20 protein-coding genes and 1 pseudogene are annotated in these 21,525 nt (G+C 43.3%); 5 read left to right on the forward strand and 16 right to left on the reverse strand.

Going from position 1 to position 21,525, the window contains the following annotated elements:
- The 5 genes and pseudogenes from NV381_RS26815 to NV381_RS26835 all read right to left on the reverse strand — a co-directional run bounded on the left by NV381_RS26815 (window position 1) and on the right by NV381_RS26835 (window position 4,591).
- The gene (locus tag NV381_RS26815; RefSeq protein WP_258216374.1) at window positions 1-927 is read right to left on the reverse strand and encodes an ABC transporter ATP-binding protein; all 927 of its coding nucleotides are present in this window, start codon (window positions 925-927) and stop codon (window positions 1-3) included.
- Window positions 914-1,933 carry an ABC transporter ATP-binding protein gene (locus NV381_RS26820; protein WP_258216375.1) on the reverse strand — a complete coding sequence of 340 codons (1,020 nt, stop codon included), beginning with the start codon at window positions 1,931-1,933 and terminating at the stop codon, window positions 914-916. The genes NV381_RS26815 and NV381_RS26820 overlap by 14 nt, the downstream gene beginning before the upstream one ends.
- A 121-nt stretch (window positions 1,934-2,054) precedes the next feature.
- Window positions 2,055-2,432 (reverse strand): response regulator transcription factor, encoded by a 378-nt coding sequence (locus NV381_RS26825; protein WP_258216376.1) that lies wholly within the window; start codon window positions 2,430-2,432, stop codon window positions 2,055-2,057.
- Between the two features lie 1,105 nt (window positions 2,433-3,537).
- Window positions 3,538-3,639 (reverse strand): annotated as a pseudogene (locus tag NV381_RS26830) (PhnA domain-containing protein); the annotation flags it as partial.
- 1 nt (window position 3,640) lies between these two features.
- The gene (locus NV381_RS26835) at window positions 3,641-4,591 is read right to left on the reverse strand and encodes a D-2-hydroxyacid dehydrogenase (protein WP_258216377.1); all 951 of its coding nucleotides are present in this window, start codon (window positions 4,589-4,591) and stop codon (window positions 3,641-3,643) included.
- A 212-nt stretch (window positions 4,592-4,803) separates the two neighbouring features.
- Between NV381_RS26835 and NV381_RS26840 the strand changes: the two genes are divergently transcribed.
- The 4 genes from NV381_RS26840 to NV381_RS26855 all read left to right on the forward strand — a co-directional run bounded on the left by NV381_RS26840 (window position 4,804) and on the right by NV381_RS26855 (window position 9,300).
- The gene (locus NV381_RS26840) at window positions 4,804-5,499 is read left to right on the forward strand and encodes a response regulator transcription factor (RefSeq protein ID WP_258216378.1); all 696 of its coding nucleotides are present in this window, start codon (window positions 4,804-4,806) and stop codon (window positions 5,497-5,499) included.
- On the forward strand, window positions 5,492-6,496 hold the full coding sequence (locus tag NV381_RS26845; RefSeq protein ID WP_258216379.1) for a sensor histidine kinase: 1,005 nt from the start codon (window positions 5,492-5,494) through the stop codon (window positions 6,494-6,496). The genes NV381_RS26840 and NV381_RS26845 overlap by 8 nt, the downstream gene beginning before the upstream one ends.
- A gap of 100 nt (window positions 6,497-6,596) precedes the next feature.
- A complete protein-coding gene (locus tag NV381_RS26850; protein ID WP_258216380.1) occupies window positions 6,597-7,358 on the forward strand; it encodes an ABC transporter ATP-binding protein in 762 nt (253 codons plus the stop codon).
- Window positions 7,348-9,300 (forward strand): FtsX-like permease family protein, encoded by a 1,953-nt coding sequence (locus NV381_RS26855; RefSeq protein WP_258216381.1) that lies wholly within the window; start codon window positions 7,348-7,350, stop codon window positions 9,298-9,300. The genes NV381_RS26850 and NV381_RS26855 overlap by 11 nt, the downstream gene beginning before the upstream one ends.
- A 63-nt stretch (window positions 9,301-9,363) precedes the next feature.
- Here NV381_RS26855 and queF read toward each other — a convergent pair whose 3' ends face one another.
- The 5 genes from queF to NV381_RS26880 form a co-directional block, all read right to left on the reverse strand.
- Window positions 9,364-9,864 carry a preQ(1) synthase gene (gene queF, locus NV381_RS26860; protein ID WP_258216382.1) on the reverse strand — a complete coding sequence of 167 codons (501 nt, stop codon included), beginning with the start codon at window positions 9,862-9,864 and terminating at the stop codon, window positions 9,364-9,366.
- 170 nt (window positions 9,865-10,034) lie between these two features.
- Window positions 10,035-10,475 carry an SRPBCC family protein gene (locus tag NV381_RS26865; RefSeq protein WP_258216383.1) on the reverse strand — a complete coding sequence of 147 codons (441 nt, stop codon included), beginning with the start codon at window positions 10,473-10,475 and terminating at the stop codon, window positions 10,035-10,037.
- Window positions 10,472-10,921 carry an SRPBCC family protein gene (locus tag NV381_RS26870; protein WP_258216384.1) on the reverse strand — a complete coding sequence of 150 codons (450 nt, stop codon included), beginning with the start codon at window positions 10,919-10,921 and terminating at the stop codon, window positions 10,472-10,474. The genes NV381_RS26865 and NV381_RS26870 overlap by 4 nt, the downstream gene beginning before the upstream one ends.
- The gene (locus tag NV381_RS26875; protein WP_258216385.1) at window positions 10,918-11,424 is read right to left on the reverse strand and encodes a MerR family transcriptional regulator; all 507 of its coding nucleotides are present in this window, start codon (window positions 11,422-11,424) and stop codon (window positions 10,918-10,920) included. The genes NV381_RS26870 and NV381_RS26875 overlap by 4 nt, the downstream gene beginning before the upstream one ends.
- Window positions 11,425-11,840: 416 nt before the next feature.
- On the reverse strand, window positions 11,841-12,773 hold the full coding sequence (locus NV381_RS26880; protein WP_258216386.1) for a helix-turn-helix transcriptional regulator: 933 nt from the start codon (window positions 12,771-12,773) through the stop codon (window positions 11,841-11,843).
- Between the two features lie 94 nt (window positions 12,774-12,867).
- Between NV381_RS26880 and NV381_RS26885 the strand changes: the two genes are divergently transcribed.
- Window positions 12,868-13,368, forward strand: a complete 501-nt coding sequence (locus NV381_RS26885) for a VOC family protein (protein ID WP_258216387.1) — start codon at window positions 12,868-12,870, stop codon at window positions 13,366-13,368.
- 160 nt (window positions 13,369-13,528) lie between these two features.
- Here the strand turns inward: NV381_RS26885 and NV381_RS26890 are convergent, their stop codons facing one another.
- From NV381_RS26890 to NV381_RS26915, 6 genes are all read right to left on the reverse strand, one after another.
- Entirely contained in the window at window positions 13,529-14,908 is a 1,380-nt protein-coding gene (locus NV381_RS26890) for an FAD-binding oxidoreductase (protein ID WP_258216388.1), read from the reverse strand.
- Window positions 14,909-15,399: 491 nt separating this feature from the next.
- Window positions 15,400-16,914: an argininosuccinate lyase gene (gene argH / locus NV381_RS26895; RefSeq protein WP_258216423.1), complete on the reverse strand. Its 1,515-nt coding sequence runs from the start codon at window positions 16,912-16,914 to the stop codon at window positions 15,400-15,402.
- A gap of 8 nt (window positions 16,915-16,922) precedes the next feature.
- Complete coding sequence (locus NV381_RS26900; protein WP_258216389.1) at window positions 16,923-18,482, reverse strand: extracellular solute-binding protein; 1,560 nt, start codon at window positions 18,480-18,482, stop codon at window positions 16,923-16,925.
- A 39-nt stretch (window positions 18,483-18,521) separates the two neighbouring features.
- Window positions 18,522-19,388, reverse strand: coding sequence for a carbohydrate ABC transporter permease (locus NV381_RS26905; RefSeq protein ID WP_258216390.1), 867 nt, complete (start codon window positions 19,386-19,388; stop codon window positions 18,522-18,524).
- Between the two features lie 4 nt (window positions 19,389-19,392).
- Complete coding sequence (locus NV381_RS26910; protein WP_258216391.1) at window positions 19,393-20,352, reverse strand: ABC transporter permease; 960 nt, start codon at window positions 20,350-20,352, stop codon at window positions 19,393-19,395.
- Between the two features lie 107 nt (window positions 20,353-20,459).
- The gene (locus NV381_RS26915; RefSeq protein WP_258216392.1) at window positions 20,460-21,524 is read right to left on the reverse strand and encodes a response regulator transcription factor; all 1,065 of its coding nucleotides are present in this window, start codon (window positions 21,522-21,524) and stop codon (window positions 20,460-20,462) included.
- Window position 21,525 lies beyond the last annotated feature (1 nt).

The following is a 21,525-nucleotide window of genomic DNA, read 5'->3' on the forward strand; positions in this document are numbered from 1 at the left end:
CTACAAGATGGCAGCAGAGTGCGTTTCCGTAATCCGTTTCAACGGGTATGCCTTCCCCTCATCGTCAAAGTACTTATGGCTAAGCTGCTCATAATCCTGATCGATCTGCTTTCTAAGTCTTATTTGCTCCTGCCGCTGCTGCGGATCAGCATTCGGGATTGCTGAAATCAGCCTTTTTGCATAAATATGCTGCGGATTTTCAAATATATCTTCACGTGTTCCTTCTTCCACCAATCGACCCCCATACATAATGCCGACGCGATCACACATGTGGCGAACTATACTCAAGTCATGACTAATCAGCAGGTAGGTCAGCTGAAATTCCTGTTGAATTTCCTTCATGAAATTCAGCACTTGGGCTTGCACAGACACATCAAGTGATGATACAGGTTCATCTGCAATAATTAGTTTGGGGTTCAGCGTAAGCGCCCGCGCAATCCCTATCCGCTGCCGCTGTCCGCCCGAAAACTCATGAGGGTATTTATACACCGATTCCGGATGCAAGCCTACTTTTTCAACAACTTGCTGTACTTTTCTTCGTTCCTCCTGCGGAGAAAGTCTTTCAAAATTACGAAGCGGCTCCGCAATAATATCCAACACCCGTTTTCTTGGATTCAGTGAGGAGTACGGGTCTTGAAAGACCATTTGGATATCTCTTCGATAATGGAAAAATTCACGACGCGTGATGTTGGTGATCTTGTTTCCCTCGAGGAAAATATCTCCGGATGTCGCCTGAATCAGCCCTATGATCGTTCGACCAGCCGTTGTTTTGCCGCTTCCGGACTCCCCTACCAATCCATAGGTTTCGCCACGCTGAAGCTCAAAGCTAATACCATCAACCGCTTTCACATGATTAACGATACGCCGAAAAAAACCGCCGCGCACGGGATAGTGAACTTTTAAATGGTTCACTTTAAGAAATGCCATTTTTCATGTCTCCTATCGGATGGTTCGGAAAATAGAAGTGCTGGTAGCAGGTGCAGCGTACCCAGTGCCCTGGCTCCACTTCCCGTAAAATCGGATTTTTTTCGTGATCAGACTCAGGTATCCAGTCAATACGTGACTGAAATCGGCACCCTGCCACGGGTAATTTTTGCAGAGACGGAACTATTCCTTGGATGACGTGAAGCTTCTCATGAGGTGTTTGCAGGGAAGGAATAGAATGCAGGAGAGAACGTGTGTAGGGATGCATCGGTCGAGCAAATAATGTATGGACGTCGGCTAACTCAACAATTTCGCCCGCATACATGACCGCCACACGGTCGGCCATTTCAGCTACAACGCCCAAATTATGAGTAATCAGCATAATGCCAGTGTTCATTTTCTGCTGAAGTTCTCTTAATAAGGTCATAATTTGTGATTGAATCGTAACATCCAACGCTGTGGTAGGTTCATCGGCAATAATGAGAAGCGGTTCACAGGCAATTACCATGGCAATCATGATTCGTTGTCTCAAACCGCCGGAAAGCTCATGAGGATATCGGTCGCATACTTGATCGGGATTCGGAATTCCGACTTGCCGCAATAAGCTTAATGTACGCTGCCGCTTGTTTAAAGAAGAAAGCTTCGTATGATAGTCCAGACTTTCCTCAATCTGCCTTCCGGCCGTCATTAACGGATTCAGAGCGGAAAGGGGGTCTTGAAATATCATGCCTATTTTACTTCCACGAATTTGGTTAAGTTCATGAGTATCTAACGCTAGAAGGTTGGTTCCTTCGAATCGAATGGACCCTTCCAGTCTTGTCTTCTTGGGTTCATGCAGGCCTGTAATGGAAAGAGCTAACGTGCTTTTCCCACATCCTGACTCGCCTACGATGGCAAGCACCTCATTGGGATGAACGGACAATGTGACACCGTTAACCGCGGTAAAGTATTCATCTTGAATGCGGAAAGAGGCTCTCAAATTTTCAATTTGTAAAATCGGTTGTGCCAACCCAACATCACCTCTGCCCACGCAACAAGGTTATCCCTATTACATTCTTTTCTAAATAATTCTATGAATCTTATTCTATTCCTTTCAACACAAAAAAAATCCCACTGCGTGAGTGAGATCCTTAGGATTTCGTTTTTTCATGTGAGTACAGTACGTGACTGAATAACAGGGGAATTAATTTTCGCATCGATTTAATGCCAATTTTGTTCATTATGTTGGCAAGGTGATTTTTAACTGTTTTTTCACTAATCACACATCTTTCGGCAATTTCCCGATTAGCAAAGCCATATACGACAATCAGCATGAGAATTTCGGATTCTCGCTGAGTCAGCTGATAATAATCTGAAAAATCTTGCATCGTAGCACCAATTTTCTGAATCGGAAGTTCGTTCAAGCTTTTAAAGTCGCTGCCAAAAATATCATGACTATCTCCGTTCTTCATGCGATAACTTATGCTAGAAGAATGCAGCCTAATGCGTTCCCTAATATTAAGAACCATTTGTACATGCCTCCCTCAAACTTTTTATTTCTTTCTACGTCCGCACTCATTCTATACTATATAAAATTAAACTAACCCCATTATACCGTTATCAAATAATGTATCCTAGATGAAGAAGTTCACTTGTAGAGCAATAATCCGGTCTTTTTTTTTCACTATTTTCCATTTTATGTGACCTAAGTCACTTTTCCAGCACAACAAGAAAAACGCCTTGCGGCGTCCTTGGTGTACAATCTACGTTTGTGCGTGGGGAGGGAATCGGGTATGGGATTCCGACCGCTGTTGAAGTCGTGTTCCTTTGAATTTATGTTTTATAGCGGTAGGAACCCGAACTTCAAAGGCGGACGCTATCGCTCCTCCATCCCACACCCGTTCCCTCTTACGGTTCTACTCTGTGTTTTGCGCCGCTTCCTTACTTCCCTAAGCCGGTCTTCGAGCCGTTATTGATAGCACTGAACTCCCCTGCAGGTGTTCCATGTACAGTTAGCTTCGCTATACTTTTAGCGAAGAGATCCCTGCATCTAAATCATACGCCAGTACTGCATCCATGGAAGTTGAGGGCAATGCGGAAGTAATTGTTCCTTTATCGCCTGAAAAGTCCAAAAAACAGAGTGATAAAGGAACTGCCAGTTCCGTTATCACTCTGTTTTTGTGCATAAATGCTCCAATTGGGCCAACATAACGGAATTTCCACTTCCGCTATCACCCCAAATTGGAGGCGGCAGACGGAATAACGGAACTATCCGTTCCGTACAAAATCCTCCAGGGCTCATCGCCACTATTCATATAAAAATCCCCTTGATCATGGGGTGCATTCAAGATCTTAAGCTCTAATGTAGCTCTAATCTAAGCAAGGTAGGCAGGTTACTCGCTCATTTTTCATTCCTTCGAACAGCTTTCTGATCGAAATTCTTTCATTGAAGATACATTCAATCTTAAGGGCAGCTTGTCTTGCGAGATAATAGGGTACCCTCGGCAAACTTATATCAGAAACGGTATTTTACTTTAGTGCTGTAAGGCACTTAAACTTTCTTATATTTAGAAAAAGCCCCTCCTATTCAAAGGGCCTCCTTAACTGACTTATTGCTTTGTATAAACCCGGCAATTATATCTTTTTAACAAATTCAGATTTTAATTTCATAGCTCCAAAGCTGTCGATTTTGCAATCAATATCATGATCTCCATCAATCAAACGTATATTTTTTACATTAATAACCCCGTTCCCGATCCACAACTCCTTGCAGCGAAGAACCTTGCACAAATCTTCGAAGATTATCGACAAAAAAGCGGCCTACTTCGTCAACCTTGCTTGGACCTGACAAATGGGGGGTTATATACACATTAGGCAAAGACCATAAGGGATTTTCCTTGTCCAACGGTTCTTTTTCAAAAACGTCCAACACCGCTGTTAGATGCTGCTGTTCCTTCAACACCTCCAACATGTCACGTTCTACGATCAACGATCCTCTGCCTACGTTCACCAGACAAGCATTCGATTTCATCGACAATAGGATGTCCCGATTGATTACATGACGGGTTTCATTCGTAAGCGGTAATGTTAGGATCAAATAATCCAATTCGCTGACAAACGTCTTCCAATCCGCCGCTGTAAAGTGACGGTCTACGATGTCTGCATTTTTGCCGCTTAAGCTTAGACCATGAACCTTCATATGAAAAGCACGGGCTTTTTTTACAATTTCAACGCCTATCGATCCGAGACCTGCTACCCCTATGACCTTTCCCTCAAGGGAACCGGGGCTGAATTTATCCCATTCACGATTAGCCTGTGCGCTCAACAATCTTGGGATGTCCTTGCAATGTAATAATAAATAGGCAAATACATATTCCGATATCATACCGCCGAATTGATCAACTATGCGTGTAAGCACAACATTCTGAGGAATGGTTCGATCCGAGACCAGGCTATCAATGCCCGCTCCGGTGGATTGTACCCATTGTACAGAAGCAGCCTCAGGCTGCGCTAATAAATGCGAAGGAAAGTTCCAGCTTAATACGATCTCCGTTCCAGGTAAATGTAACAATGCCTCTTCCGGGGTTTTGGCTGTTTTCACGGATGTGCAGCCATGCTCCTTCAGGAATTCCGCAAATTTCTCAGCTTCGTTGTAATACACTAGTATATTGGGCATGGCCTTGTTCAAGCTTATTCCTCCTGATGTTTAAAAGGTAATGAATCTTATATAGTTCCGACTCCATTATAAGTCAGATTCAAATAAATTACGAAATGATGCTAATCGGGGCTTTTCTCCTTATTCCCCCACCTTGCACGCTGCTTAGAAATGCTCTCTGTGGCATCCCCAAAGATTTTACTATACAATTATTGTAAATGAATCTAAAAGTGTGGTGAAACCTGTTGTTCAAGCTCTTATTAATCGAAGATGACACAACGCTATTTAATGAGATCAAGGATAGATTATCGCAGTGGTCTTATGATGTGTATGGGATTACTGATTTCAGTAAAGTCATTCCAGAATTCACAGATATCAAGCCCGACTTGGTCATTATTGATATTCAATTGCCTAAATTCGATGGCTTTCATTGGTGCCGAATGATTCGAACCCATTCCAATATTCCGATTATATTCTTATCCTCTCGCGATCATCCAACGGATATTGTCATGTCCATGCAGCTCGGAGCTGACGATTATATTCAGAAGCCCTTTCATTTCGATGTACTCATTGCCAAGATACAAGCGATACTTCGACGCGTGTACAATTACAATACGGACCCCATCGAGCTCAAATCGTGGTGTGGCGCAACTGTAGATTATGAGAAAAATTTAGTTACCAATGATGCCGGATCGATTGAGCTTACAAAAAATGAAATTTTCATATTAAAATTACTCATCGAGAAGAAGAATAAGGTCGTAAGCCGGGAGGAGCTTATCAATAGCTTATGGGATGACAAACGTTTTATAAGCGATAACACCCTTACCGTTAATGTAAATCGTCTGCGAAAAAGGCTGGATGAGCTTGACTTGGGACGCTTTATTGAGACGAAGGTTGGGCAAGGCTATATGGCTGCAGAAGAGGCGAATTCGTTTGATTAAAAAGTATGTCATGGAAAGACGCAGCTGGATTATGCTATTTATACTCCAGCAAATGCTTATCATCTTTATCGCTTTTATTGATTCGGCGATCCCGCTCCTCCCCATCCTCTATCTGGTCTTTTTATCGATGCTCCTTTTTACAATCTTCCTGGTTATTCGCTACCATAAGGAGACCCGATTCTACAAAAGCTTAGAAGAACGGGACAACAATCTTGATTTAACGAGCATAGCCAGTCCGGAAAGTCCTTTTGAAATCATTATTGAAAACAGTATGACGAACCAAGTCGACCTCCTGAAAAAGGCTGCTTCACAAAATCTGATGGCCTTAGAGCAAGAGAAGGATGATTTATTGGCTTGGATTCATGAAGTCAAAACACCGTTGACAGCCATGCATCTAATGATCGGTCGCCTGGACGACGAAATGATGAAAACCCATTTAACTTATGAATGGCTGCGAATTCATCTCCTGCTCGATCAACAGCTGCATCAAAGGCGTATACCGTTTATTGAAAATGATTTGTATATGGAACATACCGATCTAGAAACGATCATATTCAATGAAATTAAAACCTTACAATCCTGGTGTATTCAAAAAGGGATAGGCTTTGACATCCAGTTAGAAGCAGCTGAAGTACTTAGCGATGCCAAATGGCTGGCATTTATCCTCAGACAGCTCTTAACCAACGCCGTGAAATATAGCCACGCATCCGACATCCTGATCAAAAGCTATCAGCTAGCGGGTCAGACTATCCTTGAGGTGAAAGATAGTGGCCGTGGCATTGATCCCAAGGATTTGCCTCGCATATTCGATAAAGGTTTTACATCAACGACCCTGCATCAAGACATCGCTGCAACAGGTATGGGGTTATATTTAGCCAAAAAGGCAGCACAATCGTTGCTCATCCATGTCGATGTAAAATCAGCAATAGGAGAAGGAACGACATTCACCTTAACTTTTCCACTAAAAAATGAATTTGTTCGTATCACAGGCGTGTGACAACAATGTCACATGCTTTGTTGTTTTGTTCGGTCAATCGAAGGATAAGAATGGCAGGCTCTCTTATAATAAGATCAATGAGAAAAGGGAGTGTGCAGATATGGTTATTCTGGAAGCAAATAAAATTCATAAAAGCTATGGCAATAAATTAAATAATCAATCCGTATTAAGTGGTCTTGATATTCGGATCGAGAAAGGTGAATTCGTTAGTATCATGGGTGCATCAGGCTCAGGTAAAACGACATTGCTCAACGTTCTCTCGTCGATTGATAAGATCAGCAGCGGCACCATTAAGATCGAAGGAACCGAAATTTCGGGCATGAAGGAGAAACAGTTAGCCGAGTTTCGAAAGAATCATTTAGGCTTTATTTTTCAAGAATATAACTTATTAGATACTCTAACAGTCAAAGAAAATATCCTTCTACCGTTATCGATTACAAAGACACCGAGAAAAGAAGCTGAGCTGAGATTCCAAGCCCTTGCTACAGAACTCGGGATTGTTGATCTGCAACATAAGTATCCCAATGAAATTTCGGGGGGACAAAAGCAGCGTACCTCTGCTGCACGGGCTTTTATTCATGAACCAAGCATTATTTTCGCAGACGAGCCTACAGGTGCACTTGATTCTAAATCAGCTTCGGATCTATTAAACAAACTCAGTGAATTAAATCAGAGAAGAAACGCAACCATAATCATGGTTACTCACGATCCGGTAGCAGCTAGTTATTGCGGTAGAGTGATCTTTATAAAGGATGGGCAAATCTATACGCAGTTAAATAAAGGGGAAGAAACGAGACAAACCTTTTTTAAAGATATCATGAGAACCCAAGGTGTGTTAGGCGGGGTGCAGAATGAGTATTAATCAACTCATGTTTCGCAATCTGAGGAAAAATTTGAAAAATTATTACCTCTATGTGTTTGCCTTAATCTTCAGCTCCGCCCTTTATTTCGCATTTGTCACCCTACAATATGACCCCTCCATGGATCCGGCAAAAGGGTCTGTTAAAGGGGCCGCATCCATTAAAGCCGCATCCGTCTTACTTGTCGCTATTGTTTCTATATTTCTTTTATATGCAAATAACATCTTTATTAAACGGCGCAGTAAAGAAATCGGCTTGTTTCAATTAATAGGGATGACCAAAAACAGGATATTCCGAATCCTGACTGCTGAGAACTTCATCCTGTATTTTGGATCCTTGATGTTAGGGATCTTTGTAGGATTTTCCGGTTCAAAATTAATTATTATGATTCTGTTTAAAACGATAGGTGTCGATGCTATTGCAACGCTGTATTTTTCTTACCAAGCACTCATCCAGACGCTAATAGTCTTCTTTATTATTTATCTTTTTATTATGTTGATGAATTACGCATTCATACAAAGACAGAGTATTTTATCCTTATTCAGAGTGACTTCCATGACTGAAGGAAAAGTGAAAAAGGTATCCTTCCTGGAAATGATCATCGGGATTATTGGAATTATATTGATCATTCTTGGCTATTATATGTCATCCAAATTATTCAGTGGAGACTTCACCACGATAAATCAACTATTCTCTGCTATGGTCATTATTCTAGGATCCGTCATCATCGGAACTTATCTTTTCTACAAAGGTTCTGTCAGCTTTATATTTAATATCATTCGGAAAAGGAAGCAAGGTTACTTAAACATTAATGAAGTATTGTCGCTTTCCTCTATTATGTTTCGGATGAAGTCGAATGCCGTGTTACTAACCATCATTACTACCGTTTCCGGACTTGCCATTGGATTATTATCCTTAAGCTATATCTCCTATTACTCCGCAGAAAAGTCAGCTGAAATGTATGTTCCTGCAGATTTCTCAATGACCAAGCTCCAGGATGCAGAGCAATTTAAAGAAGCGTTACAAGCAAATTCCATTTTGTATACCGATAAAATCGTCGAAGTCATTCAGGCAGCTGTCAATGTAGAGAAGATCATGGATACTAATGTGGGGGCATTGAATTCGAATTTCAACCCAACGGATATGATCCTGCCTGTGATTAGTGAACAAGCCCTCGATAATATCCATCTTTCAGCAGATCAGACCCTATTTACAAGATCAAGTGGAGTACTGCAGAAATTCATGGCTATGAAAGACTCTGGATCTATTGAACTGAAGGGTCAGTATGAGGTCATTCCGCAGCAATATAAGAGGTCAGATATCGATTCCCCTGTGTCAGGTTATTTTACGAGTGGAGGCTTGCCGGTTGCCATTGTAAACGAAACTATATTCGACCGTTTGAAAAAAGATCTAAATCCATCCATTCAAAAAGCCTCTTTCGTTTATATCGGAATTGAAATTAAAGATAAAGCTAACGTTAAAAAAGCCAATGAGCTTTTCCGTGAAATGGGTTTTAGCAGTACTAGAGCCCATGACTCACAACTAGAAATGAGCAACAATCAGAAACAAAATATGGGCCTCATCATGTTTATCGTTGGTTTCCTGGGATTAACCTTTCTGATTACATCCGGATGTATTCTTTATTTTAAACAAATGGATGAAAGTGAAGATGAAAAGTCCAGCTATACCATTCTAAGAAAGCTTGGCTTCACGCAAGGAGATTTGTTGCAAGGCATTCAGGCCAAACAAATCTTTAATTTCGGAATCCCTTTAGTAGTAGGATTACTCCATAGCTATTTTGCAGTCCAATCCGGCTGGTTCTTCTTCGGAACAGAGCTATGGACACCGATGATTATGGTTATGATCCTTTATACCGCGCTGTACTCGATTTTCGGGATACTATCCGTCTATTATTATAAAAAGGTGATTAAAGAGGCACTCTAATATGAAAACAACACAAACTCCAGACCCTAAGGTTCTGGAGTTGTGTCATTTCATCTTCTTTTTTTATCGGTTATCCACTTTTTCAGGGTAAAGATCATGATTCATCAAACGAAAATGGGCCATCTCTTCATACTTAGTATTAGGCTTGCCATAATTGCACCACGGATCAATAGAAATCCCTCCACGTGGTGTGAATTTCCCCCAAACCTCAATATACCTTGGATCGAGTAATTTAATTAAATCGTTCATGATAATATTGACGCAATCCTCATGGAAATCTCCATGGTTTCTGAAGCTGAAAAGATATAACTTCAGTGATTTGCTCTCGACAATTTTTTGATCTGGGACATACGAAATGTACATCGTTGCAAAATCAGGCTGATGTGTCAATGGACATAAACTAGTAAACTCCGGACAATTAAACTTTACAAAATAGTCGCGATTCGAGTGAAGATTATCTACGGCCTCCAATACCTCAGGCGCATAATTGAAAGAATACTGCGTATGCTGATTGCCCAATAGCGTTAAATCCTTTAAACCCTCTTCATGGCTGCGTCCAGACATAATTAACCCCCTTGTAAAATGCATCATAAAAAAGCCACGTCCAGTATGGACATGGCATATCGTCATGTATCCATAGTTTTTTATAGAGGGTATCAGCTATGAACCTCTCCCGTTCGAGTACGGGTTTATTATCTTCCTATGATATAGAATACCTGGAGAAAGGTCAAGATCTAGGAAACCATTTCCACCAGCAGATTGCCCAGCCGGTCGAAGTTCTGCTCATTGCCTTCAACGCAATACGGCTTGACCTTTTCGAACTCCGCTGTATCTTTGAAAAGCTGGCGAAAGGTAACCCTCGTACGGCCGTTCAGGTCCTCGAATGTCGCTGTAACCCGAAATTCGTGGCCGGACAAATGATCCAGCACGATCCTCTCCAGCGGCACGATCTCCACAAAGACGCTGAGATTGGGGTAATCCAAACCATTCGGTCCGTGCATGGTTAAGCGCCACGTGCCGCCGGGCCTTATATCGATCTCATGAAAAGTATTCGTGAAGCCCTTCGGACCCCACCATCGGGCTAGCAATTCGGGGGTTGTCCAAGCTCGAAACACAAGCTCCCGCGGAACATCGAACTCACGTGAGGAAATAATTTCATTCTCACCTGTTGTCATTCTCCAATCTCCCCTTCTAATACCTTGCCTAGTGCGTCCAACATGACATTTGTACCGTGTTCCCGTATTTCCGGCGTATCGTGTCCGTCAAAGAACGCACCTTGCTCCGTGAAAATCAGCTTCGTTCCTCCATCCAGCTTGATAAGCTCTACCGTTGTGTTCGAGACGGAGATGCGTGTGCCACCCGCATCCAGGGTGTACGTATAGACAATGCGCTGCTCTGGAACAAGCTCCTGGTAGCTGGCGTCGAAGGTAAAGATCGGCCCTTCCGGCGGCCCACCGCTGCTGTATTCTCGTCCACCGACCCGAAAGTCGAAGATCTCCGGCTTCGAAAACCACTTGGCTTTGGCAATCGGGTCTGCCCAGGCGTGATAAACCCGCTCCGGCGAAGCGGCATAAGTCCGCTCTACGACGAAGGTTGCATGTTTGACGAATCGTTCGTTCATTGTTTTTCCTCCTTAGGTTTCGGTATTCCGCTCTCTTCTGTAAGAAAGTCTCCCAATGCATCCAAATGGCGTTCCCAACTCGCTTGCCGCTCAATGACCGGCTTCTCAAAACGCATTTTCATCGCTTGCAGGAGGCTTGTGAAATCTTCAAGCGTTAATTCCGCCTTTCCCTGCATAAGCTTGGATACATGTCCGAGCTGCTCCAATAGTTTCTGCTGCAGTCTGATCTGCTCTTTGATTCGGCCTATCTGCAAGTTTACGATCTCAAGCGGACTGATTTGCCCGCCAGTTAAGGCCGACTTAATCTCCTCGAGAGATAAGCCCAGCTCTTTAAGCGATAAAATCTGATGCAAGCGTGACAAGTCCGATTCACTGTACAGCCTATGGCCGGATTCCGTCTGCCCGGATGGCGAGAACAAACCGATCTGATCATAGAAACGCAAGGTTCGTACGGTAAGCCCTGTCAGCTTGGCGAGATCCCCGACCTTCCAATGTCTTTTCATTAACCATCTCCACTCTTTGGCACTAGCTATATACCGGTAGCTCTATTATAAAACGTTACGTTACGTAAGGTGCAAGTGAAATCGTGAGCTGAAGCCTAAGTATATTCCAAAAGGGCAGCTGGACGACGACTTTCTTTATATTTGAACTGCAAAGGATTTGGGTATATCAGGCTATAATAGTGACAGCGGTTGGGGGCTGCTTCAAGTAGATTCAGCGATTAACTTTATCCGGCTAGGAATACACTTCCGCGATACGGCAGAGGACGGCTGGTAATCAATTGAAACTAACACATTATTTTTCGTCCCTTCTTAAATTTTTCCCAGAAGAGCAGCATCGACTGTTTTGGAGCGGAGAAACGCCGCGTAAATATAAAAATTTTTATCGTCACTTGTGTACGATTCTCCGCGCTGTCTGTCTATCGTCCATATAAAGACAAAATACTGGCCGCTTTTTCAATTAAATGTTCTCTAATATGCGAAGGGCTCAAACATTCACAGTGATTGGTAAACCTTAATAAGGAGTCATAACCTTGCTCGTTATTTTCCAATGGAATTGTTGCAATATACCAGCCACCTGTATAAGAAACAATACAATCTTCACCATAAAAATCTATAATCGTCTTTTTAATATTCTCATTAAATCTGATTTGAACGTTTATCCATGAAACTTCTTTGGAGAATGATGCATCCATCTCATCGATTTCAAAATTGCTCGGGACAAATGTTGTGTCTGATAGAGAAATATTAGATATCCGGTAAACTCTAAATGTTCGAAACTCCTGCTTTATCCGACAAAAGCCTTGCAAGTACCAATGATTTCCCTTATGAATAAGTCGGTACGGCTCGACTTCCCGGTTGGACGACCTTCCCTGTGCGTTGCAATATTCAAAACGTAATATTTTCTGCTGATCCAAAGCTTTTTGCACACATTCTAGAAATTGCTCCAACCGAGCGTCTACATACCATGGCGTCAGGTCAATGACGATTTGTTTCGTTTGCCTTTCAACCAACGACAATTGATTACTAGGTACCATTCCTTTAACTTTGATAATGGCATTTTTGGATTGCTCGTCTTTTAATACAGATTGAACGACTAACAAGCCAATAAGCATCGTGCGAATGTCCTTGTTTGTGAAAAGCTTTTTATCTACTTTATATTCTTCCAGAATACCAATGCCGCCCCGACGTCCAGGGTAGGTTATGATCGGAATACCCGCCTGATTGATAGCTTCAACGTCCCGGTAAATCGTACGAGTAGTAACTTCCAAAATTGTAGCCAACTCTTTAGCATCCATTTTTCTGCGTTGCATGAGAAGCATAATAATGGAGATTAATCGGTCGATCTTCATCCTATCACTCCCTCTGTCCTTAAACTATGACATAATGTTGTCAAGTTTTCCATGATATAATCAAATCGAATTCAATCATTGGAGGTTGGGCCGAATGAACGAGGACCAAATGCTGCAAACTGAGAACCGTACTATTACACCTTGGATCACTACAAAAAGCACAGAAAAATTGATTGCCTTTTTGTCTTCCGCATTTTATGCACAGGAACTTGGCCGGGTATACAATGCTGACGGAAGCATAGGGCATGCAGAGGTACGCATCGGCGATTCAAAAATTCTAATGTTCGATTCTCCTGCCGAATGGCCGCCGTTTCCTTGCTTTATTCGTCTGTACGTGGGTGACAGCGATGAAATTTATGCTCAGGCCATAAAGGCCGGCGCTACATCCATGACGAAAGTGATAACCCAGGCATGGGGGGAACGAGGTGGAAGAGTGGTTGATCCATTTGGTAATATATGGTGGATAACATCTAAAATAGAGGACGTTAGTCCTGAAGAAATGATGGAGCGGTCAAAACAGCAAGAGTATATCGATGCTATGGAATATGCGCAGAAGAGCTTTAATCCATTATTGACGGATGTGAGAAATAGCTGAAGTCATTTAGCACGACATCATCAAGAGTTAAGAGGATTTTCGCAGACATTTTTCGCCGTCACTTATGATACGGTTCAGCTTAACGGCGGCATCCGCGAAAAATGCTAAAGGAGCTGCCGCCGTCAGCTCCTTTGCTTCAATTAGTTCTGGTGCGAGTATATCATTTTCTGACCCGTTTACCCACTGGAATACTTTGAGCAAAACGAAACACATTATGAGGATCGTACTTTCGTTTCACCTGCTTCAATCTGCCAAAGTTCACGCCATAATACGCCTTGGGCCAGTTCTTAATCTGCAAATCGGGAAAGTTCACATAATCCCCCTTAACAAAGGGACGTAACGCTCTGCGGAACCTTTTCACCCACTGAATATTCCGCTGCTGCTCCCCGTTGTTCCTCCAGCGTGCTGACAGTTCGTAGATGGTCTCAGCTTTCCGATGAGGATAGGCCGTTGCCGTAGGCGATACTCGACTCACCGCGCTTCCTGCACCACCTAAGCTTTGACTCCACACGGTAGAATGCCTGTTGGGTGCTTTGGATAAAAAGTAACGTATAATTCTTACTCCTTCACGAGGCAAAGGTTGAAACCCGTAAGCCCCGCTTATTTTAAATTTCGGCTCCAAATTCAGATCCGATTCGGCAAAAAATTTGGTTGCTTCAATAAAAGGCACTGTCTTCACCCGCACCTTCACCGGAGTGCCTGCTCGCAAGAGCGGTCTAATCAATCGACGCAGCTCCTCTGCACCGCCAAGTAATTGCCCGGTAGATTCAATAGTTCCCACCTTCTTGGCAGCTACCTCAATGGTTGAGGTTAAGCGGTTCGTGACAGACGGGGCCCAGCGCTGCCAAACCGGTAACACCTTCTCCAAATCACCCCATTTCCAAGTGACGCTGTATATAGAAACCGTTGAAATGGGTCTAACCCGAAAAGTACAGGCTGTAGCAATGCCAAAGTTGCCTCCCCCGCCGCCTCGTGATGCCCACAATAGATCGGAATGTTTCCTCTTGTTTGCCACAATCGTCTTTGCTCCATACCGCCCCGAAGCTACGACCATCTTCACTTGTTTCAAGCTATCGCACGTAAGTCCATATTTGCGGGACAGAAGTCCAATGCCGCCTCCCAGGGTAAGCCCGGCCACGCCTACGTCGGGCGCTGTCCCAGCCGGAAGTGCCACTCGCTTATTCCACAGCTTTTTGTACACACGGGCAAGTGGATTTCCCGTCTGTATAATGGCCACCCTATTTTTTCGATCAACCTTAACCTTATTCATCTCGCTTACATCGATAATAATACCGCCATTTACAGCCGAAAAACCTTCATAGCTGTGCCGCCCGCTGCGCACTCGCAGCCGTACACCCCGCTCACGAGCCCATTTGACTGCGTTGATCACATCCTGAGTTCGTCTGCAAAAAACAATGACCTTTGGAAATTTGGAAAAGCGCCTATTGAACTCCATTCTGGCCGCATTATATGACGGATTGCCCGGAAATACGATTCTCCCGGTTAATCGTGTACCTGTCTTTTTTCGGTTTTGTGTCATCCACTTTACACCATCCCTGTTCATGGCATAAGCCTTTCTCATCAACTTATGTAGGGACACTTGACCTAGTAACGGCAAATGCCTTGTTTGTATCGTAAAATAGTTCACCGTCACTTATGATACTTAAAAATACTAATAGCACCGTTCAGGAGCCATAGTTGTACCCCCTAGATACTTTTGCTTTTCCATCCTTGTCGGAAAAAGAATACTGCGGCGTGAAGAGCCCGTGAATATGAAATTCCTGCTGTTGTTGGAATCGAATAGGCTGCGGAACTGATTAAAGACGGCGCTTAATCCAGGTAGATGGAACCCATGGGTCTTGCAAGTATGGAATGGTGAATTATTTCAAAAAAATAGCCCCTTTACTGGGGCATTTGGAGACTACCGCTAAGACGCTGGTGAAAACCCTGTTCGCTACTTCCCTTAGATTATTAGCGATCTAAAACTCTCGCGTATCTATTTATTGTCTACTTGATTGTCCTTAAGTGCTTCTAGACGTTATGTTCGCACCATTGCTCCAATACGGAATCCAAATGATACTGCGACTGTTGGGATTTCTCTTTGGCATCCTTCAGCCAAGCCTGATGCTCGTCCTGCTGGTTTCTTCGAAGGGCAATCATCCTTCTCATCTCGTCCGGATTCGGGCCACCAGGCAGCGAACGTACTGTTACAAAATATTCCGGATCGAGTGATTGCCGAAGCTTGGCCTCGTCAAGCAGCAGCGGTCTGCCGATAACCTCTTGAGCCGCTTCGTTGACAAGGTTCAGTGTGACTTCATGAGCGGCGATCCCTTGTGATATTGCATTCTTAACGACTCTGCTGGCAATATGATGTGCTTTGCGGAAGGATATAGCCTCCGTTCTAACCAATTCATCCGCAAGCTCGGTGATATTAGCGAAACTTCCCTTAGCCCGCTCACGCAGCTTCTCTTTGTTCACCTCTGCGGTCCCAATTACGCAAGCCAAAAGCCTGCACACTTTATCCAGTAAACCTAGGCTTCTCCAAGCAAACGGCTGCATGTCATCCTCTGTATCGTTAATATCCCCAAAAGGCGTGTTGTGAATCATCGTGAGCGCCGTTTGGGTATTGCCTATACAACTCGATAATAAGGCGCGTGAATGCTCCAAGGATACCGGATTTCGTTTTTGAGGCATGATAGAGCTCGTTTGGACGTAAGGATCAGAAACCCTCAGCACATCAAACTCTTGGGTACTCCATAGCAACAAATCCTGAACGAAACGTCCGAGGGAAATTGCAGTAATCTGAGTAACGGTCATGACCTCCGCGATATAATCCGCTCCCGCAATGGCATCATAAGAATTTTCAATCAATCCGTCAAAACCGAGGAGCTCCATCACCCGCTCCCTATCGATGTTGAACCCGGAAGTTGTAATCGCTGCAGCCCCCATCGGGCTTTGATTGAGCTGGTGATATGCGCTCATAAGTCGGCGCATATCCCTACTTAATGAATCGACGACTGCCATGATGTAGTGGGCTAACGTAGTAGGCTGAGCCTGCTGCGTATGGGTATACCCGATCATTAGCGTCTCGACATGTTCATTTGCAAACTCCAGCAAATGCTCTTTCAAAAATAATACAGAAGATATTGCAGTCTGCACTTTATCACGAAGTGTCAGTCTACACATAGTAATACCCATATCGTTTCGACTGCGCGCTATATGTAGATTCCCGGCTATATCGCCAGCTTGATTAAGCAGTTCTCGTTCAACCTGAAAAAACAGATCTTCAACTTCACCGGAGTAGTCCGATTCGCGAATAGACTGCAAATCTAGGCTTCTGATAGCCTCGGCAATCCGCTTTCCCTCCTCGGGTGAAATTAGTCGTTTTTCCGTCAGCATAATGAGATGAGCCTTATGAATCGCCATCATCGGGTCTAGAAAATGCTTTTTGGCTTCGTCATATGAAGGAGAAAGAACAACCTCCGTATACGTTTTTCCGGGAAATGTTCGGCCTTCGCTTTGTATGATTCGTTCTCTATAATTCATCACAGTATTCATTTCGTTCCCATCCTATTTTGTTTATACCAATCCGTAGCTTCCTGAATTGCCTTGTCTCCACCGCGTTTTTTCCAATCTTCTACAAATTTATCGAAGCTATCAAGCGGATCCCGCCCTGTAATGATTTTAGCAGCCGTTTCCATCCAAAGCCCTGTGAATTGAAGCTCGGGTCTAGATACTTGTGTTGGAGGAAGAGGCATATCCAGCCCATCATTGATCCGGCCCTCGCTGGTAGCGATTTTAAGCGCGCTTGTAACATATTCGCCATTTGCACGGCTCTTCATATACTCCTGGTTATGAATGTAACTAGGCCCAATTAATCTTAAAAATTTAATATGGAAATCGTCCCGATCCGCATCGGCTTTCGTACTCAATGGTTTGTATACCACCTTTCCGTTTTCCATGTTAAAATCATCGCCTTCAAGCCCGTAATTCAAAAATTTCTGAGCATCATCGGAATAGAACCATTCAAGGTACTTTAATACGTGTTCCGGATGTTTGTTGGACTTCGGAATAACCCAAGCAGAGAGTGGGTTTACGGTTGACCCAATCAAGTTTCCGCCCTTGCCATCCGGTCCGGTGGGAGCAGTAATATTTAAGATCTCCGCGTTTGGATCGGCTTTCTTCATTGATACAACCCATTGGTCAGGTCCTTCCGCAGAATGCACCCAGACACCCACCCGGTTACCTCTTACTTTACTGTCCCAATCAGCCGGCAGATTCACAAAAATTTCATTGTCCATCAATTTTTCATTGTACATTTGTTGATGCAGTTTTAACGCTTCTTTCATTTGCGGACGAATGAAGTTGGGTACCAATTGATTATTTTCATATTTCCATCCATCTGGGATAACATCATAGGCACCGAAGAAAAAATAGGCGAAATCAAAATTTTTCCGGCCTGTAAACGGAATTTCGTCTGCCTTGCCGTTGCCGTTCGGATCTTTGTCCCTAAAAGCACGCAGTACATTCAAATATTCCTCTATCGTCTTGGGCACCTGCAGTCCGAGCTTATCCAGCCAATCTTTACGTATGTATACAATTCGATTATTCGGTGTTGGTGCTTCACCAGGAACAGCATATATTTTCCCGTCCTTGCTAACAAGTGAAGATTCCCAAAGGCTTTTTCCAATTTTCTTTTTTAAATCGGGAGTATATTTATCAATTAATTCGTTCAAGTCATAAAAGGCCCCATTGTTCAGAGCAGCAGCCACTTCAGAAGAAGCAATTCCATTAATAACCTGGATCGCATCCGGAAGATCGCCTGATGCAAACATCAGATTCAGCTTTTTGGAATATTCAGCCTGGGCAACAGGTTCTAACCGAACATCCGTTTTCGACAGCTCCCGCATCCTTTTTATATATTTATCTTCGTTAATATTAGGTGATGAGGTGACATACGGCATATTACGATCGCTCATGACGAGCTTTACTGTTGGCGGAGTGATTGGGCCAGTCACTGCGGCCGGTTTTTTGTCATCCTTGCCTGAACATGCTGCCAATAAACTTCCCGGTAAAGAAATACATACCATTAGTGCAATCGCTTTCTTTTTCATGAATATATCCCCCTTAACATTCTCCAATAGACATAAATACTAGCCTTTCACCGATCCGATCATGGCACCCTTGACAAAATGCTTCTGAATGAACGGGTAAATCAGCATCACTGGTACAGTTGCTACAATAATCGTTGCCATCTTAATACCTTCAGCCGACGATAATGAGGTAAGAACATCTCCGGCATTTTCCTGCACCACCAGTTGTCTCAATTTGACTTGCAGCGGAAACAACCCGGTGTCACGCAAGTACATCATGGCGGCAAAATAACCATTCCAGTGTCCGACGGCATAAAACATGCCTATTGTTGTCATAACCGGCATAGACAAGGGCAGTACAATGCTCCAAAAAGTACGGTATTCATTGGATCCATCGATTTTAGCAGCCTCGGTCAGACCATCCGGGATATTTTGAAAGAAAGAGATCATAATCAGAAGGTTAAAGCCGCTGATCAGCGATGGCACCATGAGTGACCACAATGTGTTCAGCATCCCTAATGACTTGACCAGCAAGTAAGAAGGAATGATTGGAGCTGTAAAAATCATTGTGAACAAGACAATCAGAAGAATCGTTGATCTTCCCTTTAAATCCTTGCGAGCCAATCCATAGGCCATGAGGGACGTAAATACCAGGTTTAAGGCTGTGCCCAAAACGGTAATATAAACGGTTATACTGAAGGACTTCCAAAAACCCACGTTTTTAATAATTGCCCAGTAGTTCTCCAATGTAAAGTTCACCGGCAATAGAGTGACCATTCCCTGCAAAATCGCATTTCCTCCACTAAAGGATCCTGCTACAATATTCAGGAATGGAAGTAATACCGCTAATGAAGCGAGCGAGAGAAATAAATAATTGCCGATTTCAAACCATTTTCGAGCTTGACTAACTCTTTTCACAGCCTCCATCCCCCTAAAAAATAGAATCTCCTGTTGCCTTTTTACTGATTGTATTTGCTCCCAAGATAAGAACTAGTCCGACAACCGATTTAAACAGTCCAATTGCAGTTGTATAACTGTACTGTCCTCCAAGAAGCCCTACCTCGTAAATGTAAGTGTCCAAGATATCACCGGTCTCACGCACGAGAGGGTTCAGCAAGATATAGATTTGCTCGAAGCCCAAATCCAAGATATGGCCGATTTTCAACAGAAGCAGCACCATAATCGTTGGCATTAAAGCCGGTATGGTGACGCTGAACACTTGACGCAGCTTTCCTGCACCATCGACTTCCGCCGCTTCATACAACTCCGGGTTGATGCCAGTCAGAGCAGCTAAGTAAATAATCGTCCCCCAGCCGGCTTCCTTCCAAACCCCCGAAACAACGACAATACTTCGGAAATATTCAGGCATTTGCATAAAAAATATTTTATCCATCCCGAAAACAGCCAAAACCTGATTGATCAGACCCATGTCTGGAGACAACAAGCTCATCACCATACCGCCCAAAATAACCCAAGACAAAAAATGCGGAACGTATAAAACCGTTTGCAATACACGCTTGACCATGACTTTCCGTACTTCATTCAACAGCAAAGCTAGTATGAGCGGTGCAGGAAAACCGAAAATTAATTGGTACAAGCTGATGAGCAGTGTATTACGAAGCACCCGGTAAAACTCCGGATAGCTAAATAGCCGCACAAAATGCTCAAATCCGACAAACTCACTGCCAAGCATTCCTCCAAAAGGATTATAATTCTGAAATGCGATAATACTACCGGTTAAAGGTATGTACTTAAAAATGACAAAAAATAATAAGCCTGGCATAATCATAGTGTAAATTTGCCAATTTTTCAGAAAATAAGATCTTTTACGCAAATCTTGCTGTGATAACCTAACTGACATGGCAGCATTTACATCTGCACCTTCACTCATCGTTCAACCTCCTTCCTCTCTCCTCTCGTATGTAACTTAATTGTAAACGCATTTACTGAGGAAGGTACATGTGTTTTACGAGGCCAAAGTTGTCATTTTTTCGCCGACTACTCGCTCAAGAAAGACCCATTGAGGCGCTTCCGATATTCCTTCGGTGAATATCCATAATGCTTCTTGAACATTTTGGTAAAATGAGCATAGTCAGCATATCCGCACTTAAACGCAACCTCGTACATCTTGCACGACGAGTCCGCCAGCCATACTTTAGCCTGCTCCATCCGAACATTAATAACATATTGAGTGAAACTCACGCCGACCGCCTCTTTGATACATTCACTTGTATAGGAAACCGATAAATTCAATTCATTAGCTATGGACAGCAGCGATAAATCCTCATCAAAGATGTGTGCTTGAATATACACTAACGCTTTCTTCACAATCAGAGCTATCCCATGATTTCTGACAGCCGCAATCTGCTGCATCCACTCGCCGATCTGCCTGCGCGCTTGGCCTTTCAGTTCTTCCAGCACACCTTCTTTCGTAAACGTCAAATGTAAGGTTTCCTTAAAGTCAGGCAAACTTTCCACAAGTTCATTGCGGGTACACGTTAAAAAGTCGACATAGAACGTTTTGTAGATTTCCAGATGCTCACTATTATTGCGGGAAATATAGTCGTACACTGCATCAAGCAGAGAATCAATTGCAGCACCGTCCATGTCTCGTAATAACAGAGCCAAGCGTTTCCCCTGCTGCCTGCAATACCATAGTGACTCCTGGCGCCAAGCTTGCAGCATCATTTGTTGTTTTCGTTTTGATGCGATTTGTTCCAGCATTTTCTGCAGTTGTTCCAGCACAACGGGCTTGAGTAAATAATCGGTGACTCCATAACGAATCGCTCTTTGGGCATATTCGAATTCCCCATATCCGGTTAATATAATCACATCAGCTTTATTGCCCATTTCACGCAACGCAGAGATTAAATTCAAACCATCCATCACCGGCATACGGATATCAGTAATAAGCAGGTCCACCGGATTCGCCTGCATAAATTCCAGTGCATCCCGGCCATTGGTAAAAGCCCCTATAACCTCGAACAGGTTGGTTCTTTCTATAATCATCTTCAAGCTTTTCTTAATTATGGTTTCATCGTCTGTAATAATGGCTTTCAGCATC

This window comes from Paenibacillus radicis (ex Xue et al. 2023) (genome assembly GCF_024722015.1).
Taxonomy (GTDB): Bacteria; Bacillota; Bacilli; order Paenibacillales; family NBRC-103111; genus Paenibacillus_S.